The following is a 17,344-nucleotide window of genomic DNA, read 5'->3' as shown; positions in this document are numbered from 1 at the left end:
CCTCACGCCACCGCCGGAAGGGCGAGATAGGCCTTCAGCGGCGCCACCGACGCCAGCTTCAGCCGGTCGCCGTTGCGCACGAACAGGCCGCGCACCTCGAAGCCGTCGAGCACCAGCCGGTCGTCCACGTGGCCCTGATAGGCGAAGCGGACCGCGCGGTCGGTCCACTCGGCGGGCTCCACCGTGATGGTCAGCGCGTCGCCGTCGGTGGCCGGCGAGCGGAACTTGGCGCCCACCTCCATCAGCCCCATGCCGACCACGCCGAGCTCGGCGCAGAGATCGCCGTGGCCGCGCCCGCGGCTGCGGACGAGCGCGTGGAAGGTGCCGTCGAACCAGCGCAGATAGTTGGGGTAGTAGACGATTCCGGCCGGATCGCAGTCCCCGAAGCGGATGGTGTGGGACGTCTGGAACATCGACGGTCTCTTCCTGCAAATTTCATCTATCGGAACCAATTGCATCATATGCAACTGGAAACTATGGTCCACCCGAATGCCGCGGGACAACAAGGCATCGGGGAGGATCAGGGTGACATCGCTTGGGCACGTGGAAATTCTGGGTGGCGGGCCGGCCGGACTCTATGTCGGCATCCTGCTCAAGCAAGCCTTTCCGGAGGCCCGCGTCCGGGTCACCGAGCAGAACCCGGCCGATGCGACGTTCGGCTTCGGCGTGGTGTTCTCCGCCCAGGCGCTCGACTTCCTGAAGGCCGACGATCCCGAGACCCATGCGCTGATCACGCCCGAGATGGAGCGCTGGCAGAACATGACCCTCGTCCACAAGGGCGAGACGGTCGTCATCGACGGCGTCGGCTTTTCCGCGATCGGCCGGCTGGAGCTGCTGAAGCTCCTGCAGGCGCGCGCCCGCGACGCGGGCGTCGACCTCGGCTTCGGCCATCGGCTCGAGAATGTCGACGACCTGCAGGCGGACCTGATCATCGGCGCCGACGGGCTGAATTCGCTGGTGCGCGCGTCCGACGAGGCGGCGTTCAAGCCGTCGATCGAGCATTTCAGCAACCGGTTTGCGTGGTTCGGGACGACGCTGCCCTTCGAGACGCTGACCCAGACCTTCCGCGCCACCGAACGCGGCACGATGAACGCCCACCACTATCGCTACGCGCCCGGCATGAGCACGTTCATCGTCGAATGCGACGCGGCGACCTTCGACGCCTACGGCTTCGCCGATCTCGACGAGGCGGCCACCGCGCAGATCTGCGAAGAGGTGTTCGCCGAGACGCTGAAGGGCCACAAGCTGGTCGCCAACAACTCCATCTGGCGGCGCTTTCCGCGGCTCTGGTGCGAAAACTGGGTGTCGGGCAACCGGGCGCTCATGGGCGATGCGGTCCACACCGCGCACTATTCCATCGGCTCCGGCACCCGGCTCGCCATGGAGGACGCCATCGCGCTGGTCCGCGCGCTGCGCGAGGAAGAGAGCGTCGACGCGGCGCTCTCCGCCTACCAGGCGACCCGGCCGCCGATCGCCAAAAAGATCGTCGACGCCGCCAACACCTCGGCGCTCTGGTACGACCGCTTCCCGGAGTGGATGCAACTCGATCCCCTCGACTTCGCGTTCTCCTACATCACCCGCTCCGGCCGGGTGGACCTGGAGCGGCTGCGCAAGGCCTCGCCGGGCTTCATGGCGGCCATCGATGCCGGCCGCGCGTCCGGACCGGCCGGCAGGGCGGAGGCGGCGATCGTCGATCCGGTCGGCGAGACCGACGGCGACCGCGAGATCGGCTTTGTGCGCGCCGACCACCCGAACTGCAGCGCCACCCTGTTCGACAACCTCGACCGCAAGCCCGATGCCGTCGCCGTCACCGGGCCGGCCGGCACGCTGACCTATCGGGCGCTCTGCGCCGAGGCGGCGCGCTGGGGCAACGCGTTCGCGGCGGCCGGGCTCGCGCGCGGCGAGCGCATCGTGTTCTTCCTCGACGACACGCCGGCCTATCCGGCGGCCTTCTTCGGCGCGGTGCGCGCCGGCTTCGTGCCGGTGCTCCTGAACACCCAGGCGACGCCCGACCTGCTGCGCTTCTTCGTCGCCGACACTGGCGCCCGCATCGCGCTCTGCGAGGCGGCGCTCGGCGCGCTGTTCGACGACCCGGAGATGCGGGCAAACGGGCTGGAGCGCACCGTCGTCGTCAACGGATCGGGGGCGCTCGCCGACGGCTTCGAGCACGCCGACGCGTTCCTCGCCGGCCAGCCGGAGACGCTCGCCGCCGCCGACACCGGGCCGGACGACATGGCGTTCTGGATGTACTCGTCCGGCTCCACCGGGCGGCCGAAGGGGATCGTCCATCTCCACCACGACATGGCCTACACCCAGGCCTCCTACGCCGAGGCGATCCTGAAGCTCGCGCCCGGCGACGTCTGCTTCTCCATCCCCAAGGTGTTCTTCGCCTACGGCTTCGGCAACGCCTTCACCTTCCCCTTCTCGGTCGGCGCAACGGCGGTGCTGATGCCCGGCCGGCCGGAGGCGGAGCGGGTGCTGGACGTGGTCGAGGCGTTCAGGCCCACCGTGCTGTTCGGGCTGCCGACGCTCTACACGGCGCTGGCGCGCGCCGACAGCATCGCCAGGCGCGACCTGTCGTCGATCCGGCTGTCGGTGTCGGCCGCCGAGATCCTGTCGGCCGACGTGTTCAACACCTGGAAGGGGCTCACCGGCAAGGGGCCGGTGGAAGGCCTCGGCTCCACCGAGATGCTGCACGTCTACCTCTCCAACACCGCGGAGGAGCAGCGCCTCGGCTCGGCCGGCAAGCGCGTGCCGGGCTACGAGGTGGTGCTGCGCGATCCCGACGGAAACGATGTCGGACCGGGCCAGGAGGGCGTCATGTGGGTGCGCGGCAATTCCTCCGCGCCGCTCTACTGGAACCGGCCCGAGACCACCGAGACCACCATGCGCGGCGACTGGATCTACACCGGCGACCGCTTCGTGGAGGAGGACGGCTTCTACTTCTTCCAGGGCCGCGCCGACGACCTGATCAAGGTGTCCGGACAGTGGGTGTGGCCGCTGGAGGTGGAGCGCTGCCTGAACGAGCATCCGCACGTGCAGGAATGCGCGGTGCTGGCGCACGAGCTGGAGGACCGGCGGATGACGCTGCGCGCCGTGGTGGCGCTGCGCGACGGTTACGCGGGCACCCCGGAGGAGACGCGCCTGCTGCAGGACCACGTCAAGCAGGTGCTGATCGCCTACAAGTACCCGCGCATCGTCGAGTATGTCGCCGAGCTGCCGAAGACCGGCACCGGCAAGATCGACCGGCAGGCGCTCGCCCGCCCCTGACGGCCCCTGCCACCGGCCACGCCCTGCCCGCCCGCGACCGGGGATCACGTTCCCGGTTTCCGTTTCCGCCGAAATGACGCATTTAGGCGAGGACGAACCGCCCATCTGTTCACGTGTTCAAGCCGCCCGGCCCGCACCCGGCTCCGCCGAGATCCGGACCCGGGCGGCAAACGAGGAGACCGCAATGCTGTTCGACGTCCCGACCACCCCGGCTGTCCCCGTCAAGGGCGAGGCCTCGGCCTACCCCGTCCACCGGATCTTCTGCGTCGGCCGCAACTACGCCGCCCACGCCGCCGAGATGGGCTTCGAGGTCGACCGCGAGGCGCCCTTCTATTTCACCAAGCCGGCGAGCGCGATCGTCCACACCGGCGCGACCATCCCCTACCCGCCCGGCACCGAGAACTTCCACTACGAGATGGAGCTGGTGGTGGCGATCGGGAAGCCGGTGTTCAAGGTCGACACCAAGGCTGCCATTGACGCCGTCTACGGCTACGCCGCCGGCCTCGACATGACCCGCCGCGACCTGCAGCTCGCCGCCCGCGAGAAGGGCCGCCCGTGGGACTTCGGCAAGGCGTTCGAGAAGTCGGCCATCATCGGCGAGATGACCAAGGCCGCCGATTTCGGCGAGATCGGCCGCCAGCGCATCTGGCTGACGGTCAACGACGAGACCAAGCAGGACGCCAAGCTGACCGAGCTGATCTGGAACGTGCCGGAGATCATCAGCCACCTGTCGGGCTACTATCACCTGATCCCGGGCGACCTGATCTACACCGGCACGCCGGCCGGCGTCGGCCCGGTGGTGGCGGGCGACGTGCTGAACGGCGGCATCGACGGCCTCGCCCCGATCAGCCTGACGATCGGTGACGCCGAATGATGACGTTCTACGGATATTTCCGCAGTTCGTCGGCCTACCGCTGCCGCATCGCCTTCAACCTGAAGGGCGTCGAGGTGGACTTCCGTCCCGTCCACCTGCGCAAGGGCGAGCAGAAGGCGGACGACTACCGCACGCTCAACCCGCAGGGGCTGGTGCCGACGCTGGTCGACGGCGACACGGTGCTCACCCAGTCGCTCGCCATCATCGAGTGGCTGGACGAGACCCGGCCCGAGCCGAAGCTGCTGCCCGGCGACGCGGAGATGCGCGCCAAGATCCGCGCCTTCTCCCAGGTGATCGCCTGCGAGATCCACCCGCTGCAGAACCTGCGCGTGCTCGCCTACCTGAAGAGCGAGCTCGGCCAGGACCAGGCGGGTGCGGACGCCTGGTGCCAGCGCTGGATCGGCGACGGCCTCGCGGCCTGCGAGGCGCTGCTCGCCCGCGAGGACAACGACGGCCCGTTCTGCTTCGGCGACACGCCGACGCTCGCCGACATCTGCCTCGTGCCGCAGGTGTTCTCGGCCGAGCGCTTCGGCGTCGACCTCGCCAACATGCCGCGGGTGCGCGACGTGCACGCGGCGTGCGAGGCGCTGCCGGCCTTCGCCGACGCGCATCCGTCGAAGCAGCCGGACGCCGACCTCTAGCACGCGACCGATCGGCCCGGCCCCAGGCGGCCGGCCCCTCTCCGACCCGACGGCGGCGCCTCTTGCGCCGCCGTTTTTCGTTCCGGCGCAGCTCGTGCCCCGGCCTCCCCGCATGAGCCCGCGACCCGGCCGATGGCCCGGCCCGAACGGCCTTCATCGGACTGCCGTCACCGCGCCCCATGATGCGCCCGGACGCGCCTGACCGGGCGCCGCGCGTCGATTGACATGAAACATGAATCATGCGTCATAATGAGAAAACCGGCGACGCGGATATGACGTGTGTCCTGCCCGACCGGTTGGTCCGTTACCGGGTGTCCCGTGCTTCAAGGATCGGGACGCCGAAGGACAGTCACCAGGGAGGGTTCCAGATGAAACGCCTGATCGCAGCCGCCGCCGCGGCAGCACTGGTCTTCACCACGGCACAGGTCTCGGCGCAGTCCGATCCCGTGACGATCGCCCACGTCTACGGCAAGACCGGCGCGCTCGAGGCCTACGGCAAGCAGTCCCACATCGGCCTGATGATGGGCCTCGAATACGCCACCGACGGCTCCATGGAGATCGACGGCCGCAAGATCGAGGTCATCGAGAAGGACACCCAGGGCAAGCCGGACGTCGGCAAGGCCGCGCTGGCCGAGGCCTACGGCGACGACGACGCCGACATCGCCGTCGGGCCGGTCTCCTCCGGCGTGGCGCTCGCCATGCTGCCGGTCGCCCAGGAATACGAGAAGGTGCTGATCGTCGAGCCGGCGGTCGCCGACTCCATCACCGGCGCCAACTGGAACCGCTACATCTTCCGCACCGGCCGCAACTCCTCCCAGGACGCGATCGCCAACGCCGTCGCGCTGGGCGGCGAGAACGTCAAGATCGCGACGCTGGCCCAGGACTACGCCTTCGGCCGCGACGGCGTCGCCGCGTTCAAGGACGCGCTCGAGGGCACCGGCGCCGAGCTGGTGTTCGAGGAATACGTGCCCACCGACACCCAGGATTTCACGGCCTCGGCCCAGCGCATCTTCGACGCGATGAAGGACGAGGAGGGCCGCAAGTTCCTGTTCGTCATCTGGGCCGGCGGCAACAACCCGATCGGCAAGATCAAGGCGATGGCGCCGGAGCGCTTCGACATCGAGATCGCCACCGGCGGCAACATCCTGGCAGCGATGGCGGCCTACAAGGACCTGCCGGGGATGGAAGGCGCCACCTACTATTACTACGAGATCCCGAAGAACCCGATGAACGACTGGCTCGTGAAGGAACATCAGGCGCGCTACGGCCAGCCGCCGGACTTCTTCACCGCCGGCGGCATGGCGGCCGGCATGGCCATCGTGGCGGCCATCAAGGCCTCCGGCGGCTCCACCGAATCCGACGACCTGATCGCGGCGATGGAGGGCATGGAGTTCGACACGCCCAAGGGCACGATGATCTTCCGCAAGGAGGACCACCAGGCGCTGCAGTCCATGTACCACTTCAAGATCGAGGTGAAGGACGACGTCGCCTGGGGCATCCCGGTGCTCGTGAAGGAGCTGAAGATCGAGGACATGGACATTCCGGTCCGCAACTGAGGTCCGGTCCATCCGACGTCACCGGGCGGTGTCCGCATCGCCCGGTGACCGCTCCATCCCTCCGTCGATCGGCGCCCCCGAGATGAGCGAACACCCGGTCCTCGAGACCCGCGACCTGACGATCCGCTTCGGCGGCCACGTCGCCGTCAACGCCGTTTCGGCCGCCTTCGCGCGCGGCACGCTGACGGCGATCGTCGGCCCGAACGGCGCCGGCAAGACGACCTACTTCAACCTGATTTCCGGCCAGCTCGCCGCCACCCGCGGCCAGGTGCTGCTGAACGGCGAGGACATCACCCGCCTCGGCGTCGCCGCCCGGACGCGGCGCGGCATCGGCCGCGCCTTCCAGCTGACGAACCTGTTTCCCGATCTCACCGTGCGCGAGAACGTCCGCCTCGTCATCCAGGCGAAGGCGAACCGCGGCTTCGACCTGTTTTCCATGGCCGACAGCCACACCGAGCTTCTGGAGAAGGCCGACCACGTGCTCGCCCAGGTGCGGCTCGACACCGTCGCCGATCAGACCGTCGCCACCCTCTCCCACGGCAACCAGCGCAAGCTGGAGGTGGCGCTTTTGATCGCGCTCGACCCGGACGTGATGATGTTCGACGAGCCGACCGCCGGCATGAGCGTCGACGAGGTGCCGGTGATCCTCGACCTGATCACCGCCATGAAGGCCGACGCCCGCCGCACCATCCTGCTGGTGGAGCACAAGATGGACGTCATCCGCTCGCTCGCCGACCGCATCCTGGTGCTGCACAACGGCCAGCTCGTCGCCGACGGCGACCCGGCCGAGGTGATCGCCTCGCCGATCGTCCAGCAGGCCTATCTGGGCGTGGAGGAGGAGGATGCCTGAGGCCCTGCTGACGCTCGACGGCGTCCACACCCACATCGCCCAGTACCACATCCTCCAGGGCGTCACCTTCCAGGTGCCGGCCGGCGGCGTCTCCATGCTGCTCGGCCGCAACGGCGCCGGCAAGACGACCACGCTGCGCACCATCATGGGGCTGTGGCGGGCCTCGGCCGGCACCATTCGCTTCGACGGCCGCGACATCACCGCGCTCGCCACCCCCGACATCGCCCGGCTGGGCATCGCCTACGTGCCGGAAAGCATGGGCATCTTCTCCGACCTGACGGTGCGCGAGAACGTCTACCTCGCCGCCACCTCCGGGCCGATGGACGCCGCCCGCCTGGACTGGCTGTTCGAACTGTTCCCGCCGCTGAAGACCTTCTGGGACATGCCGGCCGGCAATCTCTCCGGCGGCCAGAAGCAGATGCTGTCGATCGGCCGGGCGATCATCGAGCCGCGCCGGCTGATCCTCATCGACGAGCCGACCAAGGGGCTGGCGCCGGCGATCATCCGCTCGGTGCGCAAGGCGCTCACCGACCTGAAGGAGACCGACACGACGATCCTGCTGGTGGAGCAGAACTTCTCGCTCGCCAGCCGGGTCGGCGACACCGTGTCGGTCATGGACGACGGCCGCATCCTGCACACCGGCGAGATGGCGGGCCTCGCCGCCGACCGCGTGCTGCAGGAGCGCCTGATGGGTCTCAGCCTGGAGGCGCACCAGTGAGCGACGCCGCGATCCGCCCCACCATCGAGCGACCGAGCCTGCGGGACCGGGCGAGGAAGCACGCGCCGCTGGCGCTGGTGCCGGTGCTCGCCCTCCTCGGCCTCGTCGCCATGGGCAGCCCGTCGACCTGGCTGACGCTCACCGTCGCCGGCCTCGCCATGGGCATGATGATCTTCATCATGGCCTCCGGCCTGACGCTGGTGTTCGGGCTGATGGACGTCATCAACTTCGGCCACGGCGCGTTCGTCACCGTCGGCGCCTTCGTCGGCTTCTCGGTGCTCGGCTGGCTCGCCGGCTGGACCTCAGACCCCTCGGTGCTGCTCAACCTGGCCGCCGTGCTGATCGCCATCCTGATCGCCATGGCCGCCACCGCGCTGATCGGCTACGGCTTCGAGCGGGTCATCGTGAAGCCCGTCTACGGCAGCCACCTGAAGCAGATCCTGGTGACCATGGGCGGGCTGATCATCGCCCAGCAGCTCATCTACGTGGTGTGGGGCCCCGACGCGCTGCACATCTCGCGGCCGGAATCGCTGCAGGGGTCGTTCATCCTCGGCAACGCGCTGATCGAGAAGTACCGGCTGCTGGCCGTGGTGATCGGCGTCGCGCTGTTCCTTGCGATGACCTTCGTGCTCAACCGCACCAAGATCGGCCTTCTGGTGCGCGCCGGCGTGGAGAACGGCGAGATGGTGGAGGCGCTCGGCTACCGGATCCGCCGGCTCTTCCTCGGCGTGTTCATGGTCGGCTCGGCGCTCGCCGGCCTCGGCGGCGTGATGTGGGGGCTCTACCAGCAGACCATCACCGCCCACATGGGCTCGGAGATCATGGTGCTGGTGTTCATCGTGGTGATCATCGGCGGCCTCGGGTCGGTGGGCGGCTGCTTCATCGGCGCCATGCTGGTGGGGCTGCTCTCCAACTACGCGGCGTTCCTGGTGCCGAAGTTCGCGCTGGTCTCGACGATCGTCCTGATGATGGCGGTCCTGATGTGGCGTCCGCAGGGGCTGTTCCCCGTGGTGAAGGCGAAGTGAGGGGCGCCCGATGATCACGCGGCTTCTGTCCGGCGACAAACCCGGCAACATCGTGCTCTCGATCGTACTGCTGGCGATCTTCCTCTGCCTCGCCTTCGCGCCGTTCCTGTTCCCCGGCACGCGCTCGGTGGAGACGGCGGCGCGCATCTGCATCTTCATCGTGCTGGTGGCGAGCTACGACCTGCTGCTGGGCTACACCGGCATCGTCTCGTTCGCCCACACGATGTTCTTCGGCATCGGCGCCTACGGGGTGGCGATCGCCATCTCCGCCATGGGCCCGAGCTTCGGCGCGATCCTCCTCGGCGGGCTGGCGGGCGTCGCGGTCGCGATGCTGCTGGCGCTGCTGATCGGGCTGTTCTCGCTCCGGGTGAAGGCGATTTTCTTCGCCATGGTGACGCTGGCGGTGGCGAGCGCCTTCGCCGTGCTGGTCTCCCAGACCTCGGGCCTCACCGGCGGCGAGGATGGGCTCAACTACGCCATCCCTTCCATCTTCAAGCCGGCCACCAAGCTGATGGACGGACGGCTGTTCGGCGTGCGCCTCGACGGCAAGCTGCTGCTCTACTACTTCGTCTTCGTCTCCTCCACGGTGCTGTTCCTGGTCATGCTCAGGATGGTGAACTCGCCGTTCGGGCGCGTCCTCCAGGCGGTCCGCGAGAACGCCTTCCGCGCCGAGGCGATCGGCTACCGCGTGGTCTTCTACCGCACCGCCGCCACCGTGCTGTCGGCCGCCATGGCGGCGCTCGCCGGCGTGCTGATCGCGGTGTGGCTGCGCTACACCGGGCCGGCGACGACGCTGTCGTTCGAGATCATGATCGACATCCTGCTGATGGTGGTGATCGGCGGCATGGGGACCATGTACGGCGCGGTGATCGGCGCGACGCTGTTCATCCTCGCCCAGACCTATCTGCAGACGCTGATGGGGGCGGCCTCGGACGCCACCGCCGCGCTGCCGCTGGTGCCCGACCTGCTCGATCCGGCCCGCTGGCTGCTGTGGCTCGGCGTGCTGTTCATCCTCTCGGTCTACTTCTTCCCGACCGGCATCGTCGGCCGCCTGCGCGGGCGCGCCGGGTGAGCAACCGGTCCGACGGCCTGCACGTGCGCGAAGCGGGGAGCGGGCGGCCGATCCTGTTCCTGCACGGCTGGAGCTGCCACGGCGGCTTCTTCGACGCCCAGATGGCGGCGCTTTCCGACGCCTTCCACGGCCTCGCCCCGGACCTGCCGGGGCACGGCGGAACGGGGATGGCCGGCCCGGCGCTCACCATCGAGGCGGCGGCCGACGCCTGCGCCGGCCTGCTCGCCGCGCGCGGCCTCTCCGACGTCGTCCTGGTCGGCTGGTCGATGGGGGCGCACGTCGCCTATTCGATGCTCGAGCGCCACGGGGCGGCGCGCATCGGCGGCCTCGTGGTCCTCGACATGACGGCGAAGATCCTCAACGACGACGGCTGGCGGCTCGGCATCTCGGGCGGCTTCGACGCCGCCCGCAACGCGCTCGCGCTGCGCCTGATGCGCACCGACTGGTCGGCCTACGCCGCCGCCCTGACGCGCAACATGTTCGCCGACGGGGTGACGCCGAAGGACCCGGCGATCGCGGCGCTCCTCGCCGACATCCGCCGCGACGACCCGGCCGCGATGACCGCCATGTGGACGTCGCTCGCCGCCCAGGACTTCCGGCCGCTGCTCGCCACCCTGACGATGCCGACGGTGATCGCCCACGGGGCGAAGAGCCGGATCTACGGTGCCGACGTCGCCCGCTTCCAGGCCGACGCCATCCCGGACGCCCGCATCGAGACGTTCGCCGCCTCCGGCCATTCGCCGCACCTGGAGGAGCCGGAGGCGTTCGCGGCGATGCTGCGGCGGTTCGCCTCCGACGGCTGAAGGCCGACCCGGGCCGACCTCCCGTTGTCCTGACCGCGTTTCCGGACGGCGAACCGGTGCCCACTTCGCCTGGAAACGCTTTGCCTCAGGCGCCGACATCCTTCACCAGAACCAGCGCGCGGCCCCGGCAGACCTCCGCGCCGGACGCGTCCCGGCAGACGGTGGCGAGGTCGACCAGGTGCTTGTCGGGCCGCACCCGGGTGACCTCGACGGAGGCCGTGAGCGCCTCGTCGAACGGGGCGGGCCGCAGGAACGTCATCTCCTGCTTGAGGTAATTGGTGCCGGAGCCCGGCAATTCGACCCCGAGGAGATAGGAGAACAGCGCGCCGATCAGCGGCTCGGGCACCGCGTCGACGACCATGTCCTCCGCTCCCGACAGCCGCGCGAACGCCACGCCGTCGGCGCGCCGGTAGGTCCGGCTGGTGGTCGCGGTCTGGCCGATCTCGATCATGCGGCCTCCGGGGCGAGCGCGCAGGTACCCTGCAGGACGATCTCGCCGTCGGCGTCGCGGGCAACCGTCACGGCAAGGCCGTCGGCCTCCGGCACGATCCGGATCGTCAGCGGCTCGCCGGCGAAGGCGGGGTTGGGAAACATCAGCGTCTGGCCGGCGTGGCGGGCGTCGGGCCAGCGGCCGCGGATCAGCGCCCAGACGCGGGAGTAGATCAGCATCCCGTGCGACACCGTTCGGCCGAAGCGGGTGCGGGCGGAGAAGGCCGGATCGACGTGGATGGGGTTGTCGTCGCCCGACAGCGACGCGAACCGGTCGAATGCGTCCTGGGTGGGCGTCCAGCCCGCCACCACGCCATCTGATGTCGCGGCCGCGCTCATGCCGATCCCTTCCTGAGGATGTGCTTCTGGACCTTGCCGGCGGCGGTCCGGGGGAACTCGTCGACGACGCTGACGTGCTTCGGGACCTTGTAGGCGGCGAGCCGCTCGCGGCACCACGCCCTGAGCGCGTCGGGCTCGATGGCGCGGCCCGGACGCGGCAGCAGGAAGGCATGGCCGACCTCGCCCCAGGTGGCATCCTCGACGCCGACGACGATGGCTTCCAGCACGTCCGCGTGGCACGAGAGGACCCGCTCGACCTCGGCCGGATAGACGTTCTCACCGCCGGAGATGTACATGTCCTTGATGCGGTCGACGATGTAGACGTAGCCGTCGGCGTCGCGCCGGGCGACGTCGCCGCTGCGCAGCCAGCCGTCCTCGGTGAAGGCCCGCGCGGTGGCCTCGCGGTCCTCGAAGTAGCCGGGCGTGACGCCGGGCCCGCGCACCTGCAGCTCCCCCTCGCCCTCGCCGACGATCGGGTTTTCGCGCTGATCGACGATGCGCGCCTCGGCGAGGATCTGCGCCTTGCCGACCGAGCCGATCTTGGAGGCGGCGTGGGCGCGGTCCATCAGGAACAGGGTCGGGCCGGTCTCCGTCATGCCCATGCCGTTGCAGACCGCGACGCCGCGATCGGCGAAGTGGCGGATGAGGGCGGCCGACAGCGGCGCGCCGCCGCAGCCCCAGAAGCGGACCTTGTCGAACGACAGCGTTTCGAAGCGCGGCGACAGGCTGATCGCCTGGTAGATCGCCGGGACGCCGAAGAAGTGGGTGAGCGCGCCGGCATCGATCAGGTCGAGCACCGCGTCCGGCTCGAACTTCGGCAGCACGTGGCTGAGCCCGCCGGCGAGGAACAGCGGCAGCGTCGGCAGGTTGATGCCGGCGGTGTGGAAGAGCGGCAGGAAGTTGATGGAGATGTCGTCGGCCGACAGCTCCGACGGCTGGCCGTAGTTGACGGCGTTCGCCCAGGCCATGCCGAAGGTGTAGATGACCGCCTTCGGCTCGCCGGTCGTGCCCGAGGTGAACAGCAGGTACCAGACGTCGCCGGCGCGCCGGCGGCCAGGGCCGTACGGACGGCCGGAGGCGCCGCAGACCAGCGCCTTCATGTCGTGGTCGGCGCCGCCGCCGGGATCCATGGCGACCCGCGCGACGCCGACGTCCGCGGCGATGGCCTCGGCGAGCGGCGCGGAGGCGGCGTCGTGAAACAGGAGCCGCGCGCCCGAGCGGCGCAGCACCGGGCCGGCCTCGGCCGGCGGCTGGCGCCAGTTCAGCGGCACCAGGATCAGCTCCGCCTTCAGGCAGGCGAACAGCAGGACGAAGAAGTCGGCGCGGTTGAGACAGACCACGGCGATGCGGTCGCCCGGCGCCATGCCAAGCCCCGCCAGCGCCTCGCCGAGCCGGTCGGCGCGGGCGTTGAGGCCGGCGAAGCTGATGGCGCCGCCGTGGTGCGCGTCGACGAACGCGAACCGGTCGGGGGTGAGCTCGGCCCGCTTGGCCGACATGTCGGTGACGAAATCCAAGGTCCTCCCCCTCGCTCCGAAAGCGGTTCCCTCAGGCGCGACCGGCGGTGCTTCGCCGCCGGTTCGTGAATGCGGTCATGCGCGCCGACGTCTCCGCCGACGCGATCAGGTTGCCGAACGACCGCTCCTCCGCCGCCAGCCGGTCGGCGACGCGGGCGCGGCGCGCCGCATCCCAGACGAGGCCGCGGGTGGCGGAGAGGCTCGCCTCAGACTTGTCCGCGAGCGCCGCGATCCAATCGGCGACGATGGCGTCCAGGCCTTCGGCCGGCGCGATGGCGGTCGCGAGCCCGAGCGCCCGCGCGTCGGCCGCGCCGATCCGGCGGTTGAGGAACTGGATCTCCAGCGCCTTCGCAGCCCCGATCCGGTCGGGCAGCAGCGCCGTCCAGCCACCGTCCGGCGAGAACCCCACCTCGGAGTAGAAGGGCTGCAGGAAGGCCTCGTCGGCCATCGCCACCAGATCGGCGGCGAGCACCAGCCCGACCGATCCGCCGGTCACCGGCCCGTTCACCCGCGCGATCACCGGCATCGGCAGCGAAAGCAGCGCCAGGATCGCGGCATGCAGCGCGCCGACGGTGCGGCCGGCGTAGTCGGCCAGCGCGTCGGGATCGTCGGCGACGCCGAGAAACCCGGCCACGTCGCCGCCGGTGGAGAAGCTCCGGCCGGCGCCGGTCAGGACCACGGCCCGGGCGGCGCCCTCCGCCACCTCGCCGAGCGCCGCGCAGAGGTCGTCGAGCAGCCCCGGCGTCAGCGCGTTGTGGCGGTCCGGCCGGTCGAGAACGACGGTCGCGACCCTCTCCTGCCAGTGGGTGCGGACCAGCGCCATGTCAGTCCCGCCCCAGCCCGTTGACGATCAGGTCGTGGGCGGCGGCGACCACCTCGTCGATGGGCTGGTCGTTGCCCCAGATCACCGCGCGCTCGCCGAGCGTCTTGGCCATGCCCATCAGCGCCCAGGCGCGGACGTCGGTGTCGCCCGGCCGGATCTCGCCCGCCGCTTCCGCCGCCTGCAGGCCCTCGCGGTAGGCGTCGGCGAAGGTCTGGAAATAGGTGCGGTAGGCATCGGGATCGACGAACAGCGCCTCCTGGACGATGCGGTAGAGTTCCGGATGGGCGGACACGAAGGTGAGGAAGGCGCGCAGGCCCTCGCGCTCCGCCGCCAGCCGGTCGGGGCTCGCCTCGATCGCCTCGCTGAGGACGCCGCGCAGCCGTCGCCCCATCTCCAGCACGAGGGAGCGGAACACCTCCTCCTTGCCCTTGAAGTAGATGTAGAATGTGCCTTGGGCGACGCCGGCGAGCCGGGTGATCTCGGCGATCGAGGCGTCGTTGTAGCCGATCGTGCCGATGACCTTCTCGGCGGCGACGAGGATCGCGCGCCGGGTCGCCTCGCCGCGGGCCGTCTTGGGTCTGGGCTTCGCCGCCACGATCACGTTTCCAGCCGATGACATGAGACATGAATCATACGTCACATTAGGCATCGGAACGGCCCGCTGGCAACACCTTTGCTGCGACGGTCGGCATGAGCTCGGAGGGCATGAGGCGGCGGGGCCGGGAAACGGGACCCCGCCCGTCGCATCCTGGCCGCGCCCTGCCCTCCAGCGGACGTCGCGCCCGGAGGTCCGCCACGGGGCGGCCGCGCCCGGCCGATTGGATCGCCGGATCAGGACACGAGCGCGCCGGCCTCGATCGGTTGTGACGCTCCGGCCAGGCCGGGACGTGGCTAGACCGAGAGGTAGCGCTGCTTGACGGTGGGGTCGGCGGCGAGTTCGGCGGAGGTGCCGGTCCACACGACCTTGCCCTTCTCGATGACCACGTGGCGGTCGGCGAAGCGCGACAGCGCGTCGATGTTCTTGTCGACGATGAGGATCGACTGGCCTTCCGCCTTGAGCTTGACCAGCACCGTCCAGATCTCCTCGCGGATCAGCGGCGCCAGCCCCTCGGTCGCCTCGTCGAGGATCACCAGCTTCGGGTTGGTCATCAGCGCGCGGCCGATGGCCAGCATCTGCTGCTCGCCGCCCGAGAGCTGCTTGCCCGAGTTGGACCGGCGCTCGGCGAGGCGCGGGAAGAAGGCGTAGACCTCCTTCAGCGTCCAGCGCGGCGTGCCGCCGAAGCGGTTGGCCGCAGTGGCGATCAGGTTCTCCTCCACCGACAGTGTCGGGAAGATCTGACGGCCCTCCGGCACCAGCCCGAGGCCCGCCTGGGCGATCCGGTAGGCCGGCTGGCCGGTGAGATCGGCGCCGGCGAAGGCGACGCGCCCGGCGCGCGTCGGCACCAGCCCCATGATCGTGTTGATGGTGGTGGTCTTGCCCATGCCGTTGCGACCGAGCAGCGTCACCGCCTCGCCGGCATCGAGCCCGAAGTCGATGCCGAACAGCACCTGGCTGTCGCCGTAGGAGGCTTCGAGCCCCTCCACGGCCAGCATCGGAGTGGTCACCGCCGCGTCCATCACGCCTCCTCGCCGAGATAGGCCTGGCGGACCTTGTCGTTGACGCGGATCGCCTCCGGCACGTCGGTGGCGATCACCTCGCCATAGACCAGCACCGAGATCCGGTCGGCGAGCGCGAAGACGGCGTCCATGTCGTGCTCCACGAGGATCATCGTGTAGTCGGCCGAGAGGCGCCTCAGCACCTCCACCAGCCGTTCGGTCTCCTCCCGCCCGGTGCCCGCCATCGGCTCGTCGAGGAGCAGCAGCTTGGGTCCGGTCGCCAGCGCGATGGCGAGCTCCAGGCTGCGCTTCTCGCCGTGGGACAGGCTGCCCGACCGCAGGCCCGCCCGGTCGGCGAGGCCGACGGTCTGCAGGTGGGCGTAGGCCTTCTCCGCCAGCGCCCGGTCGCGGGCGACCGAGCGGATGAAGCGGAACGAGTGGCTCTCCCGGGCCTGCACGGCGAGCGCGACGTTGTCGAGCACCGTGAAGTCCGGGAGGATGGTGGTGATCTGGAACGAGCGCGCCAGGCCGCGCCGGGCCCGCTCGGCCATCGACAGCGCGGTGACGTCGCGTCCGTCGAAGACGATGCGGCCGGCATCGGGGGCGAGCCCGCCGGAGATCTGGCTGATCAGCGTGGTCTTGCCGGCGCCGTTCGGGCCGATGATCGCGTGCACCTCGCCGGGGAGGATGTCGAGCGACAGCTCGTTGGTGACCCGGAGCGCGCCGAAGTTCTTCGACAGCCGCTCCAGCCGCAGGAGAGGTTCAGCCATCCTTGCGCCCTCCCGTCAGCAGGCGGACGATGCCGCCGTGGCCGAACAGCACCACCAGCACCAGGATCGGTCCGAAGATCAGCCGCCAGTGCTCGGTGAAGTCCTGCAGGAACTCCTCCAGCAGGAGGTAGGCGGCGGCGCCGATGATGGCGCCGTGCAGCGTGCCGATGCCGCCGAGCACCACCATGACGATCAGGTCGCCCGAGCGGTGCCAGCCCATGTAGGCGGGGCTGACGAACTCGGTCTGGTTGGCGAGCAGCACGCCGGCCAGCGCGCACAGCATGGCGGAGATCACGTAGGCGACGAGCCGGTAGCGGTAGGGATCGATGCCGACGGCCTGCAGCCGGATCTCACTCTGCTTCGCCCCCGTCAGCACCCGGCCGAACCGCGAGGCGACGACCATCCGGCAGAGCAGGTAGGCGCCGAGCAGGCAGCCGAAGGTGACGTAGTAGAAGGTCGTGCGGTCGTCGAGGACGCCGACGCCGAAGAACTCGGTCCGCCGCCAGATGGTCAGGCCGTCGTCGCCGCCGTAGGCCGACAGGCTGGTGGTGGTGTAGTAGGCCATCTGGGCGAAGGCGAGCGTGATCATGATGAAGTAGACGCCGCGGGTCTTCAGCGAGATGGCGCCGGTGACCAGCGCGAACAGCCCGGCGGCGAGCAGCGCCACCGGCACCGCGATGAAGCCGTTGTAGGTCCCTTCGGCGGCCAGGATGCCCACGCCGTAGGCGCCGATCCCCAGGAAGGCGGCGTGGCCGAAGCTGATCAGCGCGCCGTAGCCGAGGATCAGGTCGAGGCTGACCGCGGCGATGGCGAAGATCATCACCCGGATGACGAAGAGGGTGAGGAAGGAATCGTCCAGCGCGATCGACAGCGCCGGCAGCGCCGCCAGCGCGGCGAACACGACGATCGGGATCCAGACGCCGCCGAGAAGGCGGCTCGGTCGGGGCGGCGCCGCGGCGGTGGCGGCCGGCGCGGGGGCGGAAGCGGGGGCGGTTTCGGCCATC

At 70.0% G+C, this 17,344-nt stretch carries 18 protein-coding genes; 9 read left to right on the top strand and 9 right to left on the bottom strand.

Annotated elements, in window-relative coordinates:
• Positions 1-2: 2 nt before the first annotated feature.
• Positions 3-413 (bottom strand): acyl-CoA thioesterase, encoded by a 411-nt coding sequence (locus tag AB7M35_RS17405; RefSeq protein ID WP_453961630.1) that lies wholly within the window; start codon positions 411-413, stop codon positions 3-5.
• A gap of 112 nt (positions 414-525) precedes the next feature.
• Here AB7M35_RS17405 and AB7M35_RS17400 point away from each other — a divergent pair, with 112 nt between their 5' ends.
• The 9 genes from AB7M35_RS17400 to AB7M35_RS17360 all read left to right on the top strand — a co-directional run bounded on the left by AB7M35_RS17400 (position 526) and on the right by AB7M35_RS17360 (position 10,809).
• Complete coding sequence (locus AB7M35_RS17400) at positions 526-3,270, top strand: benzoate-CoA ligase family protein (RefSeq protein ID WP_453961629.1); 2,745 nt, start codon at positions 526-528, stop codon at positions 3,268-3,270.
• 184 nt (positions 3,271-3,454) lie between these two features.
• Positions 3,455-4,144, top strand: coding sequence for a fumarylacetoacetate hydrolase family protein (locus AB7M35_RS17395; protein ID WP_453961628.1), 690 nt, complete (start codon positions 3,455-3,457; stop codon positions 4,142-4,144).
• The gene (maiA, locus tag AB7M35_RS17390) at positions 4,144-4,785 is read left to right on the top strand and encodes a maleylacetoacetate isomerase (protein ID WP_453961627.1); all 642 of its coding nucleotides are present in this window, start codon (positions 4,144-4,146) and stop codon (positions 4,783-4,785) included. Before AB7M35_RS17395 ends, maiA begins: the two co-directional genes overlap by 1 nt.
• Positions 4,786-5,153: 368 nt before the next feature.
• A complete protein-coding gene (locus AB7M35_RS17385; protein WP_453961626.1) occupies positions 5,154-6,341 on the top strand; it encodes a substrate-binding domain-containing protein in 1,188 nt (395 codons plus the stop codon).
• 82 nt (positions 6,342-6,423) lie between these two features.
• The gene (locus AB7M35_RS17380; protein WP_453961625.1) at positions 6,424-7,191 is read left to right on the top strand and encodes an ABC transporter ATP-binding protein; all 768 of its coding nucleotides are present in this window, start codon (positions 6,424-6,426) and stop codon (positions 7,189-7,191) included.
• On the top strand, positions 7,184-7,909 hold the full coding sequence (locus AB7M35_RS17375; RefSeq protein WP_453961624.1) for an ABC transporter ATP-binding protein: 726 nt from the start codon (positions 7,184-7,186) through the stop codon (positions 7,907-7,909). Before AB7M35_RS17380 ends, AB7M35_RS17375 begins: the two co-directional genes overlap by 8 nt.
• Entirely contained in the window at positions 7,906-8,934 is a 1,029-nt protein-coding gene (locus AB7M35_RS17370; protein ID WP_453961623.1) for a branched-chain amino acid ABC transporter permease, read from the top strand. Before AB7M35_RS17375 ends, AB7M35_RS17370 begins: the two co-directional genes overlap by 4 nt.
• Before the next feature lie 10 nt (positions 8,935-8,944).
• A complete protein-coding gene (locus AB7M35_RS17365; RefSeq protein WP_453961622.1) occupies positions 8,945-10,006 on the top strand; it encodes a branched-chain amino acid ABC transporter permease in 1,062 nt (353 codons plus the stop codon).
• Positions 10,003-10,809, top strand: coding sequence for an alpha/beta fold hydrolase (locus AB7M35_RS17360; protein ID WP_453961621.1), 807 nt, complete (start codon positions 10,003-10,005; stop codon positions 10,807-10,809). The genes AB7M35_RS17365 and AB7M35_RS17360 overlap by 4 nt, the downstream gene beginning before the upstream one ends.
• Positions 10,810-10,894: 85 nt before the next feature.
• On the opposite strand, the gene AB7M35_RS17355 is transcribed toward AB7M35_RS17360, so the two are convergent.
• The 8 genes from AB7M35_RS17355 to AB7M35_RS17320 all read right to left on the bottom strand — a co-directional run bounded on the left by AB7M35_RS17355 (position 10,895) and on the right by AB7M35_RS17320 (position 17,343).
• Positions 10,895-11,260, bottom strand: coding sequence for a phosphate acetyltransferase (locus tag AB7M35_RS17355; RefSeq protein ID WP_453961620.1), 366 nt, complete (start codon positions 11,258-11,260; stop codon positions 10,895-10,897).
• Complete coding sequence (locus tag AB7M35_RS17350; RefSeq protein ID WP_453961619.1) at positions 11,257-11,637, bottom strand: MaoC family dehydratase; 381 nt, start codon at positions 11,635-11,637, stop codon at positions 11,257-11,259. Before AB7M35_RS17350 ends, AB7M35_RS17355 begins: the two co-directional genes overlap by 4 nt.
• On the bottom strand, positions 11,634-13,151 hold the full coding sequence (locus tag AB7M35_RS17345) for an AMP-binding protein (RefSeq protein WP_453961618.1): 1,518 nt from the start codon (positions 13,149-13,151) through the stop codon (positions 11,634-11,636). Before AB7M35_RS17345 ends, AB7M35_RS17350 begins: the two co-directional genes overlap by 4 nt.
• Before the next feature lie 31 nt (positions 13,152-13,182).
• Positions 13,183-13,974, bottom strand: a complete 792-nt coding sequence (locus tag AB7M35_RS17340; RefSeq protein ID WP_453961617.1) for an enoyl-CoA hydratase/isomerase family protein — start codon at positions 13,972-13,974, stop codon at positions 13,183-13,185.
• A gap of 1 nt (position 13,975) precedes the next feature.
• The gene (locus AB7M35_RS17335) at positions 13,976-14,593 is read right to left on the bottom strand and encodes a TetR/AcrR family transcriptional regulator (RefSeq protein WP_453961616.1); all 618 of its coding nucleotides are present in this window, start codon (positions 14,591-14,593) and stop codon (positions 13,976-13,978) included.
• A gap of 272 nt (positions 14,594-14,865) precedes the next feature.
• A complete protein-coding gene (locus tag AB7M35_RS17330; RefSeq protein WP_453962561.1) occupies positions 14,866-15,567 on the bottom strand; it encodes an ABC transporter ATP-binding protein in 702 nt (233 codons plus the stop codon).
• 23 nt (positions 15,568-15,590) lie between these two features.
• Positions 15,591-16,340, bottom strand: coding sequence for an ABC transporter ATP-binding protein (locus AB7M35_RS17325; RefSeq protein WP_453961615.1), 750 nt, complete (start codon positions 16,338-16,340; stop codon positions 15,591-15,593).
• Complete coding sequence (locus AB7M35_RS17320; RefSeq protein ID WP_453961613.1) at positions 16,333-17,343, bottom strand: branched-chain amino acid ABC transporter permease; 1,011 nt, start codon at positions 17,341-17,343, stop codon at positions 16,333-16,335. Before AB7M35_RS17320 ends, AB7M35_RS17325 begins: the two co-directional genes overlap by 8 nt.
• Position 17,344: the final 1 nt, after the last annotated feature.

This window comes from Amorphus suaedae (assembly GCF_053629675.1).
This window is presented reverse-complemented; position numbering and strand designations above follow the sequence as displayed.